Origin of the sequence: Flavobacterium chungangense LMG 26729, assembly GCF_000735715.2 — a bacterium.
GTDB classification, from domain to species: domain Bacteria; phylum Bacteroidota; class Bacteroidia; order Flavobacteriales; family Flavobacteriaceae; genus Flavobacterium; species Flavobacterium chungangense.
The window spans coordinates 164,516-180,323 of record NZ_JASY01000002.1 but is presented as its reverse complement, the minus strand read 5'-3'; the positions used below and the strand labels follow the sequence as shown (position 1 = coordinate 180,323).

Below are 15,808 nucleotides of genomic sequence, written 5' to 3'. Positions count from 1 at the left end.
TAATGAATTAAAAATTGTTTTCTTTTAAATATTTGCTGATTTCTTCAGCTGCATTTTTACTGGTAAATCCAAATTTCTGATCTAAAACTGAAGCCGGAGCAGAATACCCAAAGTGATCCAGACCAAATACTCTTCCGTTATTTCCAACCAGATTTTCAAGATTAACCGGAAGCCCTGCTGTAAGTCCGAAAACCAATCCGCCATTTGGAATCACGCTTTGCTGATATTCTTTTGATTGTGACCTGAATAATCCTTCAGAAATTATCGAGGCTACATTTATTTTTACCTGCATCGTGCTTTCCAGTTCAGCTGCCGCATCAATTAAAGTTGCCACTTCTGAGCCATTAGCAATTAAAGTGATATCCGGATTTTGAACTGATTTTACTAAATAACCTCCTTTTTTGGCTTCAGAGGCTTCTTCAAATCTTGAATTTCCATTAGTTGGAAGATCCTTAATATCCTGTCTCGAAAGAATCAAACCTGTTGGTGTTTTTTTATTCTCCAACGCCATTTGCCAGGCTACAGAAGTTTCAACAGCATCTGCCGGACGCAAAGCCAGTAAACTCTGATCTCCCGAATGGTTTTTAATTTTTTCCAATAATCGAATTTGTGCTTCCTGCTCAATTGGCTGATGCGTTGGTCCGTCTTCTCCCACGCGGAAAGAATCGTGTGTCCAGACATATTTTACCGGTAATTCCTGAATCGCTGCCAGACGAATTGCCGGTTTCATATAATCTGAAAACACAAAAAATGTAGCTACAACCGGAATTACTCCTCCGTGCAATGCGATTCCGTTGGCAATTGCTGCCATTGTTAATTCGGCTACTCCTGCCTGTAAAAAGCCTCCTTTAAAATTATTTTTCTGCAGAACTGATGATTTTTTTAGAAATCCGTCTGTCTTGTCACTATTCGATAAATCTGCAGAAGATACAATCATGTTCTCAACATTTTCAGCCAGATAACCCAAAACAGCCGCAGAAGCATCACGAGTTGCTGCATTTGCCTTTTGGGCAATACTACCAAAATCAAGATTTGGTAAATCATCCAAGAAAAATTGTTGGATTTTTTGAGCTAAAGCAGGATTTTGATTTTCCCACTCGGTAATTTTTGCCTTTCTGACTGCTGATGCTGCTTTTTTATCGTTTAGAATTCCAGCATAATGTGCTGCAACTTCTTCATAAACCGCAAATGAATCTTCAATATTTGCACCTAAATTCTGTAATGTTTTATTAAAATCAGCTTTGGTTGCACCAATAGGTTTTCCGTGCAGTTCACATTGTCCTTCATACATTGATCCGTCTGCTGTCACACATCCTTTACCCATTATGGTTCTTCCTATAATCAGGGTTGGTTTTTCAGTTTCGTTAGTGGCATCTGTCAGGGCTTTACGAATCTGGTCATGATCATGTCCGTCAATCGTAGTTACCTTCCATCCCCATGATTCGTATTTCATGGCTGTATCTTCTGTCGTAACCTCATCGGTCATTGACGAAAGCTGTACGTCATTAGAGTCATAAAACATAATAAAATTGTTCAGTCCCAAATGTCCTGCAATACGTCCTGCTCCTTGCGAAATTTCTTCCTGAACACCTCCGTCAGTGATGAATCCGTATATTTTATGATCGAATAAATTATCAAATCGTGCTGATAAAAATTTGGCTGCAATGGCTGCCCCTATTCCCATTACATGTCCCTGTCCTAAAGGTCCCGAAGTATTTTCAATTCCACGTTTCACATCAATTTCAGGATGTCCGGGCGTAACAGATCCCCATTGTCTGAAATTCTCTAAATCTGTTTTTTCATAATTCCCAAGCAAATGGTACTGTGCATACATCAAAGCCGAAAGATGTCCTGCATCCATAAAAAAACGATCCCTGAAAATCCATTGCATATCTAATGGATCGTATTTTAAATATTCAGTATATAAAATGTGAAGAAAATCTGCACCTCCCATAGCTCCTCCGGGATGGCCTGAATTTGCTTTTTCTACCATTGAGATCGCTAAAGCACGTATATTATCTGCCGATAACTGGTCTATTTTGTTGTTCATTCTTGGTTATTTTTGTAAAGTTTTTGTGGTTTTTTCAATAGAGTTTTCGACTTGTAAATAGCGGATTTGAAATCAAAATAATTTCAAAAATGATTGGGCAGAAACAAATCAAATAATAAGTGTAAAATTTACATTTACAAATGTATGTAAAATAATTTCACAAAAACAAAAAATATTTTGTTTATTTTTTTTACTAAATTTTTGAGGATTTATTAATCTAACGTAAAATATAATCCCATTTAGACAACAGAAAGAGAGAATACCTTAAAGTTAAATTTGAAAAATATTGCAATAGACTGATGCCAATGTCCAATGTTTTTAAGGCTTTATTCTGATTTGTGAACAATCATTTTAATGTTACCAAAAGCGTATTAATTGACGTCCTGCATTCCTCAAAAAAAAAGGTTCCAATCTGAACTTACAGAACTGGAACCTTCCTAAATCTCATAACTATTTATTTAAAAAATAGCCCCTTTAATTTTTTCCCGAATAGTCTTTTTATAATCTTTAGGGTAGGTTCTGGCTCCCATAAAAATATCGGTCATGGCATTGGATAGAACAGCACCATAATTTTTGGCAACGAAATTGCGCAATCTTTTTTTGCCATAGAAAATTTTGGCCAAAGTGACTCCGGCTTTTATTTCGGGTAAAATACCATTTTCTAATTTTTCGTGATACAGTTCTGATGACTTTACAGGATCAAGTTTACCTTCTATAATGGATTTTGCAGCTAAAACACCGCTTAATATGGCGTTTGAAATTCCTTCGGCAAGTACAGGGTCTGCAAATCCTGCTGAATCGCCAATTAAAAAAACATTTTTACGAACGAAAGTATCTGTTCGTGGAGAAACCGGAATGACAAATCCGTGGGCATCTTCTTTTACAATTTCTGTAATTCCTAATGTTTTTAAATAGTCTGCATAATATTTTTTCAAATCAATCTTCTGGTTCGCTTTTGTCAAAATGCAAACCCCTACAGATAAATGATTTTTTTTCGGAAAACACCATCCATAACCATACGGAATAGCATCTATGTCAAAGCGGACGTTTTTTGATAATCTTTCAAAATCAGCCAAAGGAACTTCAATCTCATATTCTAAAGCCGGGATAACCGTTCGGGTTTCTTCCCATCCTGCCATTTTTGCTATCGGACTTAATGCACCGTCTCCGGCAATAATAAATTTTGCCTGTACATCAGCTTCAGAAGTATGAATGGTTTGAATTTCTCCGAAAGTAATATTGGTAACTTTATGGTTCTGCAAAAGAGTAACACCATTTTCTTTTGATTTTTCGACTATTAGATTATCAAAAGCATCACGCATAATCATGCTAATTATCGGTTTGTCTCTTTTTGTTGTAAGCTTGATATTTGTATTTGAAAAATAAGTATCGACTTCATGGAATTCTTTTTCAATGACAGATGAAATATCAAAAGGAATATTGTTTCTTCCTCTGTGAACTAAACCGCCACCGCATGTTTTATATCTTGGCAGCGTTTCTTTCTCAATTATGACAGTCGTAATTCCGCTTTTCGATAATTCAAAAGCAGCAGAAGCTCCGGCCGGACCGCTTCCAATTATGGCTACATCAAATAATTTCATTGTTTTTTTTCCAAAACTAAAGGAATCATAGTAAAAAACAAAATTTGATTATTTTCTGAACTTAGCTAAAGTCTTGTTTACGGTCTGTATTCAATAAAAAATATTAATTTTTAGTCTTTTTCTTAAACTATTATTGATTACAATAATTTAAAAAAATCTATATATCCAAAATCGATTGAAAACTTAAAGTGAATTTCGCATAATTAGGGAAGACTTGTTTTCTATTTGTTCGTTTTTTCCTTTAAGAACCATATCTGCCAGTATTTTCCCCATGGCCTCAAAATGGGTAGAAATGGTGGTAATTCCGTTTGCAACGACTTTTTTCAAAGAAGTTTCATTATACGAAATAATTCCAAAATCAGTTCCTAATTTAAGGTTATGATTCCGTGCATTTTCAATTACCCCAACCAGGTCACGATCATTTGGAATCACATATAAATCTCCTATTGCGATTTCATGATCGGTAAACTGGGTAATAATTTCGTAATCAAAATGATGTTCTGTACAAAAATTTTCAAATCCGGTTTTCATTCCTAACGGCTCTCGGAAACCCGGGAAAATTAAAATCAGTTTTTTGTATTTGCCCAGTCGTAATTTTCCTTTTAAAAGTCCTTCAAAAATATCTTTTTGATGATTTTGATAAATAGCAGGATACATTTTTAAGTCGGGATTGGTCTGATCCAGGATAATCACTTCGTTTACTGGTAGGGTTTTTATGGTCTCAACTATCCCTGTCAGATTGGTGGGCATAATGATATATCTGGTATAATTGCCGTTTCCGTCATTTATTAATTTTTTGAAGACCGGAACATTGAAATGATGAAAAAAAATATCGACCTGAACGTTGTTTCCAATATTTTTTAAAAACGAATTATAGATGTCTTCTTTGAATATATTAAGCTCGTCAAAAAGTAGAAAAACCCTCTGTTTGATACTGGTTTCAACACTTTTAACGTAATAGCCTTTACCCGGAATGGCGTAAATTATCCCTCTTTTTTTGAGTTCATCATATGCCTGCAGCACGGTATCCCGCGATAAAGAGAAAGCCAGGCAGACCTTGTTGACAGAAGGAAGCCTGTCCCCTTTTTTTAGCTTCTCTTCATCAATTGCTTTTTCAACTGAAAGAATTATCTGTTTATATTTTGGTAAACCCAGATTATTTTGAATCGAAATTATACTCATGAAAAATATTTTTTTTGCAATAATACAAAAAACTGGTAGGTACTGGTATACAATAAGCTAAAATAAATATAATTTTGAATTTTCACTTTTGATAAAAATAACATGAAATTAAAACATATATCGCATTTCCATAATCACTCTAATTGCAAATTATTTGGTTTATCTTCCGATAACGAAGAAATTCATTGTTTTGAACTGATCAATAAAAATGGAATGAAAGTACAGCTTACCAACTATGGTGCAACTGTAACTTCACTAAAAGTCCCTGCATTAGATAGAAGACTGACAGATGTAGTTTTGGGTTTTGATAATGCTAATTCTTATATCGAATCGTATAATTTACCGAGTGCGCCCTATTTTGGCACAACAGTGGGACGTTATGCAGGGCGTATAAATAAAGGACGTTTTACTTTAAATGATAAAATATTTGAACTGGCCGGAAACAATAACGGAAACGCTCTACATGGAGGAAATACCGGTTTTGGTCAAAAGATATGGGATGTTACTGATTTAACAGACCAGTCGGTTACTTTTCATCTGATCAGCGGAAATTTAGAAGAAAATTATCCGGGAGAATTACAGGTTTTTTTAACCTATACTTTAACGGAAGAAAATGAGTTAAAACTTGAATATAAAGCAAGTTCTTCTGAAGACACCATTATAAATCTTACCCATCACAGTTATTTTAATCTGAATGGACATGATTCGGATGTACTGGATCAGGAAATGTTTATTGACGCGGATAAAATGCTGGAAACAAACGATGAGAGTATTCCAACCGGAAAATTCATTGCTCTTGACGGTCACAATTTCGATTTCAGAACTGCAAAAAACTGTCCGGCTTCTATTGACAATTCGTTTGTCATTAATTCAGATGTAGCAATTGCTGCTCAGTTATTGAGTCCGAAAAATAATTTAAAGATGAGCGTTTATACAGATCAGCCCAGCGTTCATATTTATGTGGGCGGAAATTGTTTTGATATTTTGAAAGGAAAAGAAAACGTAAATTACACTCCGGTCAGCGGAATTTGTTTTGAAACCCAAAATTTCCCTGATGCTCCAAATCACAATCATTTCCCTAATTCAGTTTTAAAAAAGGGAGACGAATACCAGCAGACTACCATTTATAAATTTGAAAATATAAAATAGAAATTATACCAAAAACAACTCAGAAAATTAAAAATAATGAACGAGATTTTAATACAGAATACCACTGCTTTTTTTGAGAAATCATTCGGGTCAGCCCCTCAAAAAATTGTACTTTCTCCGGGAAGAATCAATATTATCGGAGAACATATCGATTATAATGACGGTTATGTTTTACCAGCAGCAATTGACAAAATCATCTGTTTTGCTTTTGAAAAAAGCAATTCTAAAACATCCAAAATTATCGCTATCGATCTTAATGAAGAATTTGAAGTTGATCTGACTCAGGAAATTCAGTTAAGCGATGTAGTATGGACCAATTATATCCTTGGCGTTATCAAACAACTGCAGGATAATGGTTTTTCTTTCGAAGGTTTTAACTGCGTCTTCAGCAGTAATATTCCGGTTGGTTCAGGATTATCCTCATCTGCTGCCTTAGAATGCGGAATGATTTTCGGAATCAAAGAACTTTTCGGTTTAAAAATTGAGAAAGTAGATATTGCCTTATTAGGACAAAAAGCAGAGCACTGGGTAGGCATTAATTGCGGTATTATGGATCAGTTTTCAAGCGTTCACGGACTTGAAAACAAGGTGATAAAATTAGACTGCAACACGCTGGAATTTGAATATCACAATGCTGATTTCAAAGATTATTCACTGGTTTTATTTGACAGTAATGTAAAACACTCGCTTTTTACATCTGAATACAACAACAGAAGACTGGAGTGTGAAGAAGGACTTTCAATCATCAAAAACCATTTTCCCGAAATCAAAACGTTTAGGGATTGTACTGAAGAACAGGTTTTAAGCCTTAAGGATAAAATGTCTGAAGTGGTTTTTAAAAGAGTCCATTTTGTAGTTAAAGAAATTTTGCGTGTTACTGAGGCTTGCGAGGCTTTGGATAACGGAAATATTGAGCTTTTAGGACAATTGCTTTTTGATACCCATGACGGATTATCAAAGGATTATGAAGTAAGTTGTGCCGAACTGGATTTTATTGTAGAACAGGCCAAAAAAGAAGAAGCAGTTGTTGGTTCCCGATTAATGGGAGGCGGTTTTGGAGGCTGTGCAATTACTTTAATCAAAAAAGGATATGAAAACAGCGTAAAAGAAGCTTTTACAAGCCTTTATTTTGATACATTTGGAATTGATTTAAAAATTTATGATGTGAAGGTCTCAAACGGAACATCACTTTATACCACAAATTAAGAATGAGAAATTTTGATATTAACGAAGATCCGCACAGACGTTACAATCCATTACTAAACGAATGGGTTTTGGTTTCACCTCATCGTGCAAAAAGACCATGGCAGGGTCAAAATGAAACTATTTCTACCGAAAAATTACCGGAATACGATCCAACCTGTTATTTATGTCCTGGAAATGTTCGCGCCAATGGTGTGAATAATCCAAACTATGAAAGTTCGTTTGTTTTTGAAAATGATTTCGCAGCCATGAAGCAGGACGAAATCATGTTTGAAGACGACATCAGACAAACTTTTTTTAAGGCACAGCCGGAAAGAGGAATTTCAAGAGTAGTATGTTTTTCACCAAGACACGACCTTACTTTACCTGAAATGGAAGTTCCCGGTATCGAAAATATTATCCGCACCTGGCAAAAAGAATATACTGATTTAGGCAATATTGACTATATCAACCACGTTCAGATTTTTGAAAATAAAGGAAGCGTTATGGGATGCAGCAACCCGCACCCACACGGACAAATCTGGGCTCAGTCGTCTTTGCCAACACAGGTTGAAAAAACACAAAATAATTTAAAAAGTTATTTTACTAAAAACAACAGCAACCTGTTACAGGATTATCTTCAGGCCGAATTAAAAAAAGAGGAACGCATCGTGATCGAAAATGATCATTTTGCAGCATTGGTTCCGTTTTGGGCAATCTGGCCATACGAAACGATGATTATCAGCAAAAGACATATTACCAAAATCACTGATTTTACAGCTGATGAAGTTACTGCTTATGCCACTATCCTAAAACAGCTTACGACAAAATACGATAATCTTTTCAGTACTTCATTCCCTTATTCTTCAGGAATTCATCAGGCTCCTACAGACGGCGGAAAACATGAAGAATGGCAATTTCACATGCATTTTTATCCGCCATTATTGCGTTCTGCGACTGTAAAAAAATTCATGGTAGGATATGAAATGTTAGGCGAATCTCAGCGAGATATCACTCCTGAAAAAAGTGCTGCCATTTTAAGAGAGCAATCAGATATACACTATAAAAACAAATAAGATGAAAATAGTTGTTACAGGCGGATTAGGTTTTATTGGTTCTCACACAGTCGTAGAATTACAAAACGAAAATTTCGAGGTAATTGTTATAGACAATCTTTCTAATTCTTCGATTGAAGTTTTAGATGGTATTGAAAGAATTACAGGAAAAAAACCACTTTTTGAACAAATTGATGTAAGAGATAAAGCAGCCGTTGAGGATTTCTTCAAAAAATATAATGATGTTTCAGACGTTATTCATTTTGCAGCTTCAAAAGCTGTGGGCGAAAGTGTTCAGAATCCATTGCTGTATTATGAAAACAATATCAATTCTCTGGTTTACATTCTGCAGGAGTTAAACAAAAAACCCGAAGCAAACTTTATTTTCAGTTCTTCCTGTACCGTTTACGGTCAGGCCGAAAAGATGCCAATTGCAGAATCTACGGCAATCCAGCCGGCAATGTCTCCTTACGGAAACACCAAACAAATTGGCGAAGAAATTATTACTGATGTCACTAAAGTAAGTAATCTGAATGCAATTTTATTGCGCTATTTTAATCCGGTTGGTGCACATGAATCAAACGAAATTGGCGAACTGCCACTTGGCGTTCCGCAAAACTTAGTGCCCTTTATCACCCAGACCGGTGTTGGACTCCGAAAAGAATTAGCGGTTTACGGAAATGACTACCCTACTCCTGACGGAACCTGTGTTCGTGATTATATTCATGTTGTCGATCTGGCAAAGGCACACGTAATTGCAATGCAAAGATTGGTAAACAAAACGAATACCGATAAACTGGAGATTTTCAATTTAGGAACCGGAAAAGGAAGTTCTGTACTTGAGGTAATGCATGCATTCGAAAAAGCAAGCGGTCAAAAATTGCCTTATAAAATTGTAGACAGAAGAGAAGGCGATGTTACCGAGGCGTATGCCAATACCGACAAAGCCAATAATGTTCTGGGCTGGAAAACACAATTGAGTCTTGATGATGCCATTGCCAGCGCCTGGAAATGGGAACAAAAAATCAGACAATAAAAAGTTTAAATAAAAACTGATATTATATCTTTTTGTTATAAATGTAAAAAACACATTTATTTATGTTGACCGTAACTATTTTTACTTTACTTTTGATTTTCGATTTTTATAAAAAAAGCGCCAAATTAAAATACATATCGTATTTTTTTCGGATTAAAAGAATAAATTAATTAGTTTCGTAAGCATAATAAACTATTTTTGACATTTCACATTAAAAACAAACTTTAAAACTATCAAAAATCACTTTATATTAATTTCAAATATTACTAACAAATGAGCTCAAAACTTGCTTTTGCAGATTATGCAGTATTTATTATCTATTTTCTCGTTGTGTCCATTTATGGATACATCATCTATCGCAAACGCGAAAAAAACGAACACGATGCCAAGGCTTACTTCCTTGCTGAAGGAACTCTTACATGGTGGGCGATTGGAGCTTCTTTGATTGCTTCAAACATTTCAGCAGAACAATTTATCGGAATGAGTGGTGAGGGCTTCTTCCTGGGGATTGCAGTTGCTGCTTATGAGTGGATTGCCGCTATTGCTCTTATTATTGTTGCCGTTTGGTTTATCCCGGTATACCTGAAAAATAAGATCTATACGATGCCACAATTCTTAAAAACTCGTTACAACGAATCTACTGCTTTAATTATGGCGGTTTTCTGGTTGTTTTTATATGTTTTTGTAAACCTTACTTCTATTTTATATTTAGGAGCCGTTGCTATTAACGGTTTAGCAGGTGGAGAATATCTGCATGCTATTATGATTGGTTTGGCTGTTTTTGCTTTAATTATCTCTTTGGGAGGTATGAAAGTGGTAGCTTATACAGACGTTATTCAGGTAGCGGTTTTAATTATTGGAGGTTTGGTTACTTCTTATATTGCTTTGACTGTTGTAGCAGAAAGTTTTGGTTTCGGAAAAGACGCTCTTGCCGGTTTCAACTTATTGATGGAAAAAGCTCCTGAGCATTTCAAAATGATTATTCCTGAGCCAACGGCAGCTTCTACTCAAAACGATATTGACAAATACCTGACTTTCCCTGGAATGATGTCCTATTTGGCAGGTATCTGGATCATCAACCTTAACTATTGGGGATGTAACCAGTACATCACGCAAAGAGCATTGGGTGCTGATTTGCAAACTGCCCGTACAGGTATTTTGTTCGCAGGTTTCTTAAAACTATTAATGCCTGTTATCGTAATGTTACCGGGTATTGCAGCTTATGTTTTATACCAAAATGGTGATTTACCACAATTGGTTGGTGGAAAAGACGGAGCTTACTCAGCCATGTTGACATTCTTGCCAACAGGTCTTAAAGGATTATCTGTTGCCGCTTTAACAGCAGCTATCGTAGCTTCATTAGCTGGTAAAGTAAATAGTATTTCTACAATTTATACGTTAGACGTTCACAAAAAATACATTCAAAAAAATGCCAGCGACAGACATCAGGTAAACATTGGTAGATATGCCGTTTTCGCAGCGATGCTTTTGGCTGTTTTATTTACATGGAATGATGTTCTTGGAATTGGTGGTGTTGGTGGATTCACGTACATCCAAAAATATACAGGATTCATTAGCCCTGGAGTATTTGCAATGTTCGTTTTAGGTATGTTCTGGAAAAGAACTACAGGAGCTGCAGCTATTGTAGGTGTAATTTTAGGATTTGTATTATCTGTTTTATTTAATGAATATGCACCTGCATTGTTCGGAAACGAAACTTTATTGTACACAGCTTATAAAAATGCGAAGGGTATCTACGAAATTCCGTTCCACATCTGTATGGGATTATCATTCTTCTTTACAACCCTTGTAATGGTAGCAATGAGTTTTGCAGGACCAAAAGTAAACCCTAAAGCTTTCGAAACAGAGCCTGGAATGTTCTCTGTAAAACCACAAACTACAGTATTGATCGTAATTACTTTATTAGTTATCGTAGCTTTATACGTTAAGTTCTGGTAAAATAATTATATTTAAATAATTACAAAAAAAGACTGCTTTTAAAAGGCAGTCTTTTTTTTACATCATGCAAATAATTTGAGAGAAAAAACATATATTTGGCTACCCAAATGTCAACAACTATATGTCATATATTCCAGAGCCTTCTTATAAGGATTATTTAACCTATACCATTAAAAAAGGCGATACCTTAGTGAGTGTCGCTCATAAGTTAGGCCTTGATACTTATGCTCTTAGAGCTTATCATAATAGATTTTGCCCATTACAGGATTTGATAGAAGCTGATTTTCCATCGCGGCTTGAATACCTTATTTTACCTCCTCCCGAAATAGAACTTTCTGATGAAGAAAGAGAAAAACAGCGTAAAAAAGTAGTTTTTCATGAAGCTCCTTTCAAAATGTCTTTGAATAATGCACAAGTCAGCAACTCGTATGGTGTACTGTATATCATAGAAAACGGATCGGAAACGCATACTATAAAACAGGAAATTAGCGTTGAATGGAAAGCAAAAAACGAAAATGGCTTTTATTTTTTTGAAGTAGACAGAATTGGAAATATCTACATAAACGATACAGCCGCCAGCACTATGGCCGAAGAAATTGCCGAAAAAGCTTCTGCTGCCCTATACCCTTTATTGGTTGTTGTAGACCAAAACGGAAAATGGGTTTACATTAATAACTTTAGCCAGATTGAAGAACGCTGGCAAGAAGCCAAAAAGCAAATCCTGAAATATTATGAAGGAGATTATGTCGAAAAATACCTGTCTATTTACGACAGAAATTTAGAAGACAGCGATAACTTATATCTCTCCCTTTCAAAAGACTGGTTTTTAAATGCCTTTTTTAACGGACTCCATACTGAATACCCACTTTCATTATCGATTCAGAAAGAAATTGATTTTCCTCTTATTGCCAAAACTGAAAATATAAAATATCTGGTCGATCAAAAATTAGACGATCGTCTGGATGTTGATAACTTTTTAGTGATCGACGTTAATGGAAAACTTCATGATGAACGAACCAAAACCGATTTTGAAAACGAATTAAATTTACCTGTAAAAGAATATTCAGAGCAACAAGCTGTTGGCAGCTACAGGGCAAAATATTTTTTAAACCCTGAAGATTATATTCCCGAGAGCATTTTTATATCCTGCAATTTAGAACTCGATGTCCCGCAGAAATACTCGGTTTCGATTGCTAACTTAAACGAGCGTAAAGAAATCAGCGCAACACCGAAACAGGAATTATTTATCGAAGAAACCCAGCCTCAAAAAAAGTGGTGGCAATTTTAAACAACCTAAATTATGAGCGAAAAACATTTTGTAGTCCAGGGGGCTACCTGCAAATGCAAGTTTAGTGAAGACCCATCTAAAACAGATAAAATTAAGGTTAAATCACACAAAAAACATTTTGGAAATGATAAGGAAGGATCAGAAAAACTAATTGCTACTACTAAAGAAATTGGGCAGACTTTAGAAAAAAACACCTTTGGAAAATGCAAAAAACAACCTGCGGGCAATAGTTTTTTGCCCTGTCAGGCGGTAATAACAAAATGGAGCGGTTTTTATGAAAATGTAACCCTTAGCAACCAAGGCAAAATACTCCTGGAAAACAGCAAAGCAACCTGCCCCATGGGAGCTCCGGATTGTATCGAAATTACAGACCACGGACAAACAGCAGAGCCCGGCGAACAAAATTTTAAAAATGCAGAGCCCATGGTGCATAACCTCGTAAACCCAATGGTCGATGTTAGGGATATGCATGCAAAGAAAGCGAAGCATGAAGGTATAAGCGATATTTAATTATTAAAAAATATTTCAAAATGGTAAAAGGTGTTAAAAAAATAAAGTGGAGTGGCATAGGTGTTGTCAAAAAAGATTTGTCTACTCCTAATAAAAAAGTAGTTATTGCTCCAGACCAACAAGTTTTATTTGAAGTAGAAAAATGGTATGAAGCAACGCCTGAAACGGATAAAAAAAAGCACATCACCTGGATTTTTCAGGATCCGAAAACAAAAACGATAGTTTTACAAAAAACATTACCTTCAAGTAACCGATATGGGATAAAGATTCCAAAAAACTTGTGCGGACCATTTGAATATTATCTTGAAGCAAGTCTTTCAGGTAAAAGAGATGCGATAAATAAGACCGGTTTGCTAATAAGCGGTCATTGCCCTGCAAAAATAGTAAGCAGCAAATGGTGTATTACCAACGATGGAAAAGATGTTCGAAAAGAACATTTCTTTAATTATGGAGAAACAGTTTACTTGAATTTAAGAACCGAAGGGCTAAACGGAAACCTTAATTTAAGCGTGGATATTTTTAGAAAATCAGATGATAAGGAACCTATACAAAGATATACAAGTGTTGATGTAATTGATGGTGAAATAAATCTGCAAATCAAAAATACACTTGTTTGGCATACTAAACTTAAAGGCATAAAAGAAACGGAAGAGTTTTATGTAAAAGTTTTTGATCCAACCATAAAATTATATATCCCTAACGATAAAAATGAAACTAAACATGCCTCTTTTTTAAAAATTAATAAAAAAACTGTCCCTCAGGAAATAAAGCCTCCAACCAATATGTCTCCACTAAAAACCGGAGAACCAGATAAAAATGCTGTACGATTTGATCCTTGCAAGTTTGAAACTATAAGTATAACGGAACCTACGAAAACCACGTTGCTTTTTAATAAAGGTAAAAATTTACGCAGCGAAACAAACCCAAAAAAATTAATGCTAAAAACAGTACTGTTCGATTTTAACAAATCTGTACTGACACCTGAAGCAAAAACAATAATATCCAATGTGTTGCAATATGTATTGGGAATACAGAACTTGCGTATTAAGATTGATGGCCACGCTTGCGTTATAGGTAGAGAAGAGTACAACCAAAAATTATCTCAAGAACGTAGTGACGCCGTAAAAAAAGCATTTACTGATAGTGGCTTGGCATCTGACAGAATTATTGCAGTAGGACATGGAGAAGTAAATCCTACTGATGACAAAAAAGGGCGCGATAATATTAAGTATAAAGATGAAGAAAAAAATAAAGAAAATCGACGTGTAGATATTACGTTTGAAAGTTATGGTCATGATGCTCAGACTATACTTTTTGAAACAATAGCACCAAGTATCAAACAAGACGTTACAATAGATATTACTGAATATCAAAATACCGCTTGTCATAAAGAAATAGGTAAACATACAAAAAATATTAAAATTAATTCCCCAGAATATCCAAAGCCGATAGATAAAGTAGCTGATAAATTAAATTTTCCTATAAACTCCAGTATCGATATTAATAATCCTATGCCACTGCAATACATTTGGCCACGTTACAATCTAACTAAAATTGGAAGTGCAGAGAAAAGTATTGATTCAGCCACTAATTATTTTCTTGATGTACATTCGTGCCGTTATTTTTCAAATGATGCTAATCACACAATACATATAAAAGCATATCCCGATATAAAATGGCGTTTAGAGTTTTTTATAAATCTAACCAACGACCTAAGTGTAAAATGGGCAAATCAATCTGATTACAAATTAAAAGAATTGCAAAGTAAAGCAGGAAAAATTGGTGCTGAAAGAAGATGGAAACAAAAAGAAGCGTCAATAGGATTTAGCTTAGTAGCAAAATGGAATAATGACAAACGAAATGAAGAATTAAAGCACAAATACGACACTAAATTTAAAAAATTATATGATGTGTTTAATTCACTAGGTGCCTTATCTGATGGAATTACAAATAAAACCAAAGGAGCTGTTCGTTCTATTTCGCCTGAAGGACTTCCTGTTAGTTTTGTTGTAAAGCCACCTAATTTATCATTTACAGGAGATTGGTTTTTAAGCAACCCAGTAGATAATAAATTAATAATTGGAACAGATCTTAAATTAACCTTAAAAGCAGCACCTTTAATTGGTTTAGAAATTACTATAGATTTGCTTGGCGCAGCAGTTTTTGTCGCTGGTGATATTGTAAGTTTTGGAACAGCAGGACCTCAAGCGTTAAAATTATACAAAGAAATTCAAAAACAATTAAAAAAAGGTATCAATTTCGGCAATGATAAAGTAGGGGTTAAAACTTCTGTTGATATTTATATGGATCTAATAATTACGGGAACTATAGGCATGACCTCCGAATTTAAATTTAATACTGCTGGTAAAGCCAAAGATTCAGTTTTTAAATTAGCTTCTGAAAACAAAATAAAGGTTGAACTTAAAGTGGGCATAAAAATAAAAGGTGAAGCTGTCATAGTAATTGTTAAAGCAAGTGCCTATTTTGAGGTTGCAGGAACAGGAGCAGCTTCTATTACTTTTGGACATGGAATAAATTATGATGATAAAGGTTTATATTATAGACCAAAACTAGGTTTTGACGGTTTAGACATCACATATATTGTTCAAGTAAGTGCGAGCTTAGCAATAAAAATTGCGAAGGATGGTTATAAAATTGACGAGAAAAAAGAAGGAAAACATAAATTTGCAGAGGGTGAATTTATAGGATTTATACCTGCATTTGACGTAATCAAAGAACTAGAAGACTTATTCGACATAAGCGCAAATATTCCATTAATTAAAAACAACTAAAAAA

11 protein-coding genes are annotated in these 15,808 nt (G+C 34.9%); 8 read left to right on the top strand and 3 right to left on the bottom strand.

Going from position 1 to position 15,808, the window contains the following annotated elements; genetic code table 11:
- Positions 1-7: 7 nt before the first annotated feature.
- The 3 genes from JE46_RS03915 to JE46_RS03905 all read right to left on the bottom strand — a co-directional run bounded on the left by JE46_RS03915 (position 8) and on the right by JE46_RS03905 (position 4,833).
- Positions 8-2,050, bottom strand: coding sequence for a transketolase family protein (locus tag JE46_RS03915; protein WP_031453961.1), 2,043 nt, complete (start codon positions 2,048-2,050; stop codon positions 8-10).
- A gap of 458 nt (positions 2,051-2,508) precedes the next feature.
- A complete protein-coding gene (locus JE46_RS03910; RefSeq protein WP_031453960.1) occupies positions 2,509-3,651 on the bottom strand; it encodes a geranylgeranyl reductase family protein in 1,143 nt (380 codons plus the stop codon).
- A 183-nt stretch (positions 3,652-3,834) separates the two neighbouring features.
- The gene (locus JE46_RS03905; RefSeq protein WP_031453959.1) at positions 3,835-4,833 is read right to left on the bottom strand and encodes a GntR family transcriptional regulator; all 999 of its coding nucleotides are present in this window, start codon (positions 4,831-4,833) and stop codon (positions 3,835-3,837) included.
- Between the two features lie 102 nt (positions 4,834-4,935).
- Between JE46_RS03905 and JE46_RS03900 the strand changes: the two genes are divergently transcribed.
- The 8 genes from JE46_RS03900 (at position 4,936) to JE46_RS03865 (ending at position 15,804) form a co-directional block, all read left to right on the top strand.
- On the top strand, positions 4,936-5,982 hold the full coding sequence (locus tag JE46_RS03900) for an aldose epimerase family protein (RefSeq protein ID WP_031453958.1): 1,047 nt from the start codon (positions 4,936-4,938) through the stop codon (positions 5,980-5,982).
- Between the two features lie 36 nt (positions 5,983-6,018).
- Positions 6,019-7,188, top strand: a complete 1,170-nt coding sequence (galK, locus tag JE46_RS03895; protein ID WP_031453957.1) for a galactokinase — start codon at positions 6,019-6,021, stop codon at positions 7,186-7,188.
- 2 nt (positions 7,189-7,190) lie between these two features.
- A complete protein-coding gene (locus tag JE46_RS03890; protein ID WP_031453956.1) occupies positions 7,191-8,240 on the top strand; it encodes a UDP-glucose--hexose-1-phosphate uridylyltransferase in 1,050 nt (349 codons plus the stop codon).
- Between the two features lies 1 nt (position 8,241).
- Positions 8,242-9,255, top strand: coding sequence for a UDP-glucose 4-epimerase GalE (galE, locus tag JE46_RS03885; protein WP_031453955.1), 1,014 nt, complete (start codon positions 8,242-8,244; stop codon positions 9,253-9,255).
- A gap of 273 nt (positions 9,256-9,528) precedes the next feature.
- Positions 9,529-11,214 carry a sodium/sugar symporter gene (locus tag JE46_RS03880; protein ID WP_031453954.1) on the top strand — a complete coding sequence of 562 codons (1,686 nt, stop codon included), beginning with the start codon at positions 9,529-9,531 and terminating at the stop codon, positions 11,212-11,214.
- Between the two features lie 121 nt (positions 11,215-11,335).
- Positions 11,336-12,502 (top strand): hypothetical protein, encoded by a 1,167-nt coding sequence (locus tag JE46_RS03875; RefSeq protein WP_051872818.1) that lies wholly within the window; start codon positions 11,336-11,338, stop codon positions 12,500-12,502.
- Between the two features lie 12 nt (positions 12,503-12,514).
- Entirely contained in the window at positions 12,515-13,012 is a 498-nt protein-coding gene (locus JE46_RS03870; protein ID WP_031453952.1) for a DUF4280 domain-containing protein, read from the top strand.
- Between the two features lie 20 nt (positions 13,013-13,032).
- Positions 13,033-15,804, top strand: coding sequence for an OmpA family protein (locus tag JE46_RS03865; protein ID WP_031453951.1), 2,772 nt, complete (start codon positions 13,033-13,035; stop codon positions 15,802-15,804).
- Positions 15,805-15,808 lie beyond the last annotated feature (4 nt).

Excerpts from the sequence above, each read along its gene's own strand:
- JE46_RS03915 (WP_031453961.1), bottom strand. The coding sequence starts at position 2,050 with ATGAACAACAAAATAGACCAGTTATCGGCAGATAATATACGTGCTTTA.
- JE46_RS03910 (WP_031453960.1), bottom strand. The coding sequence starts at position 3,651 with ATGAAATTATTTGATGTAGCCATAATTGGAAGCGGTCCGGCCGGAGCT.
- JE46_RS03905 (WP_031453959.1), bottom strand. The coding sequence starts at position 4,833 with ATGAGTATAATTTCGATTCAAAATAATCTGGGTTTACCAAAATATAAA.
- JE46_RS03900 (WP_031453958.1), top strand. The coding sequence starts at position 4,936 with ATGAAATTAAAACATATATCGCATTTCCATAATCACTCTAATTGCAAA.
- galK (WP_031453957.1), top strand. The coding sequence starts at position 6,019 with ATGAACGAGATTTTAATACAGAATACCACTGCTTTTTTTGAGAAATCA.
- JE46_RS03890 (WP_031453956.1), top strand. The coding sequence starts at position 7,191 with ATGAGAAATTTTGATATTAACGAAGATCCGCACAGACGTTACAATCCA.
- galE (WP_031453955.1), top strand. The coding sequence starts at position 8,242 with ATGAAAATAGTTGTTACAGGCGGATTAGGTTTTATTGGTTCTCACACA.
- JE46_RS03880 (WP_031453954.1), top strand. The coding sequence starts at position 9,529 with ATGAGCTCAAAACTTGCTTTTGCAGATTATGCAGTATTTATTATCTAT.
- JE46_RS03875 (WP_051872818.1), top strand. The coding sequence starts at position 11,336 with ATGTCATATATTCCAGAGCCTTCTTATAAGGATTATTTAACCTATACC.
- JE46_RS03870 (WP_031453952.1), top strand. The coding sequence starts at position 12,515 with ATGAGCGAAAAACATTTTGTAGTCCAGGGGGCTACCTGCAAATGCAAG.
- JE46_RS03865 (WP_031453951.1), top strand. The coding sequence starts at position 13,033 with ATGGTAAAAGGTGTTAAAAAAATAAAGTGGAGTGGCATAGGTGTTGTC.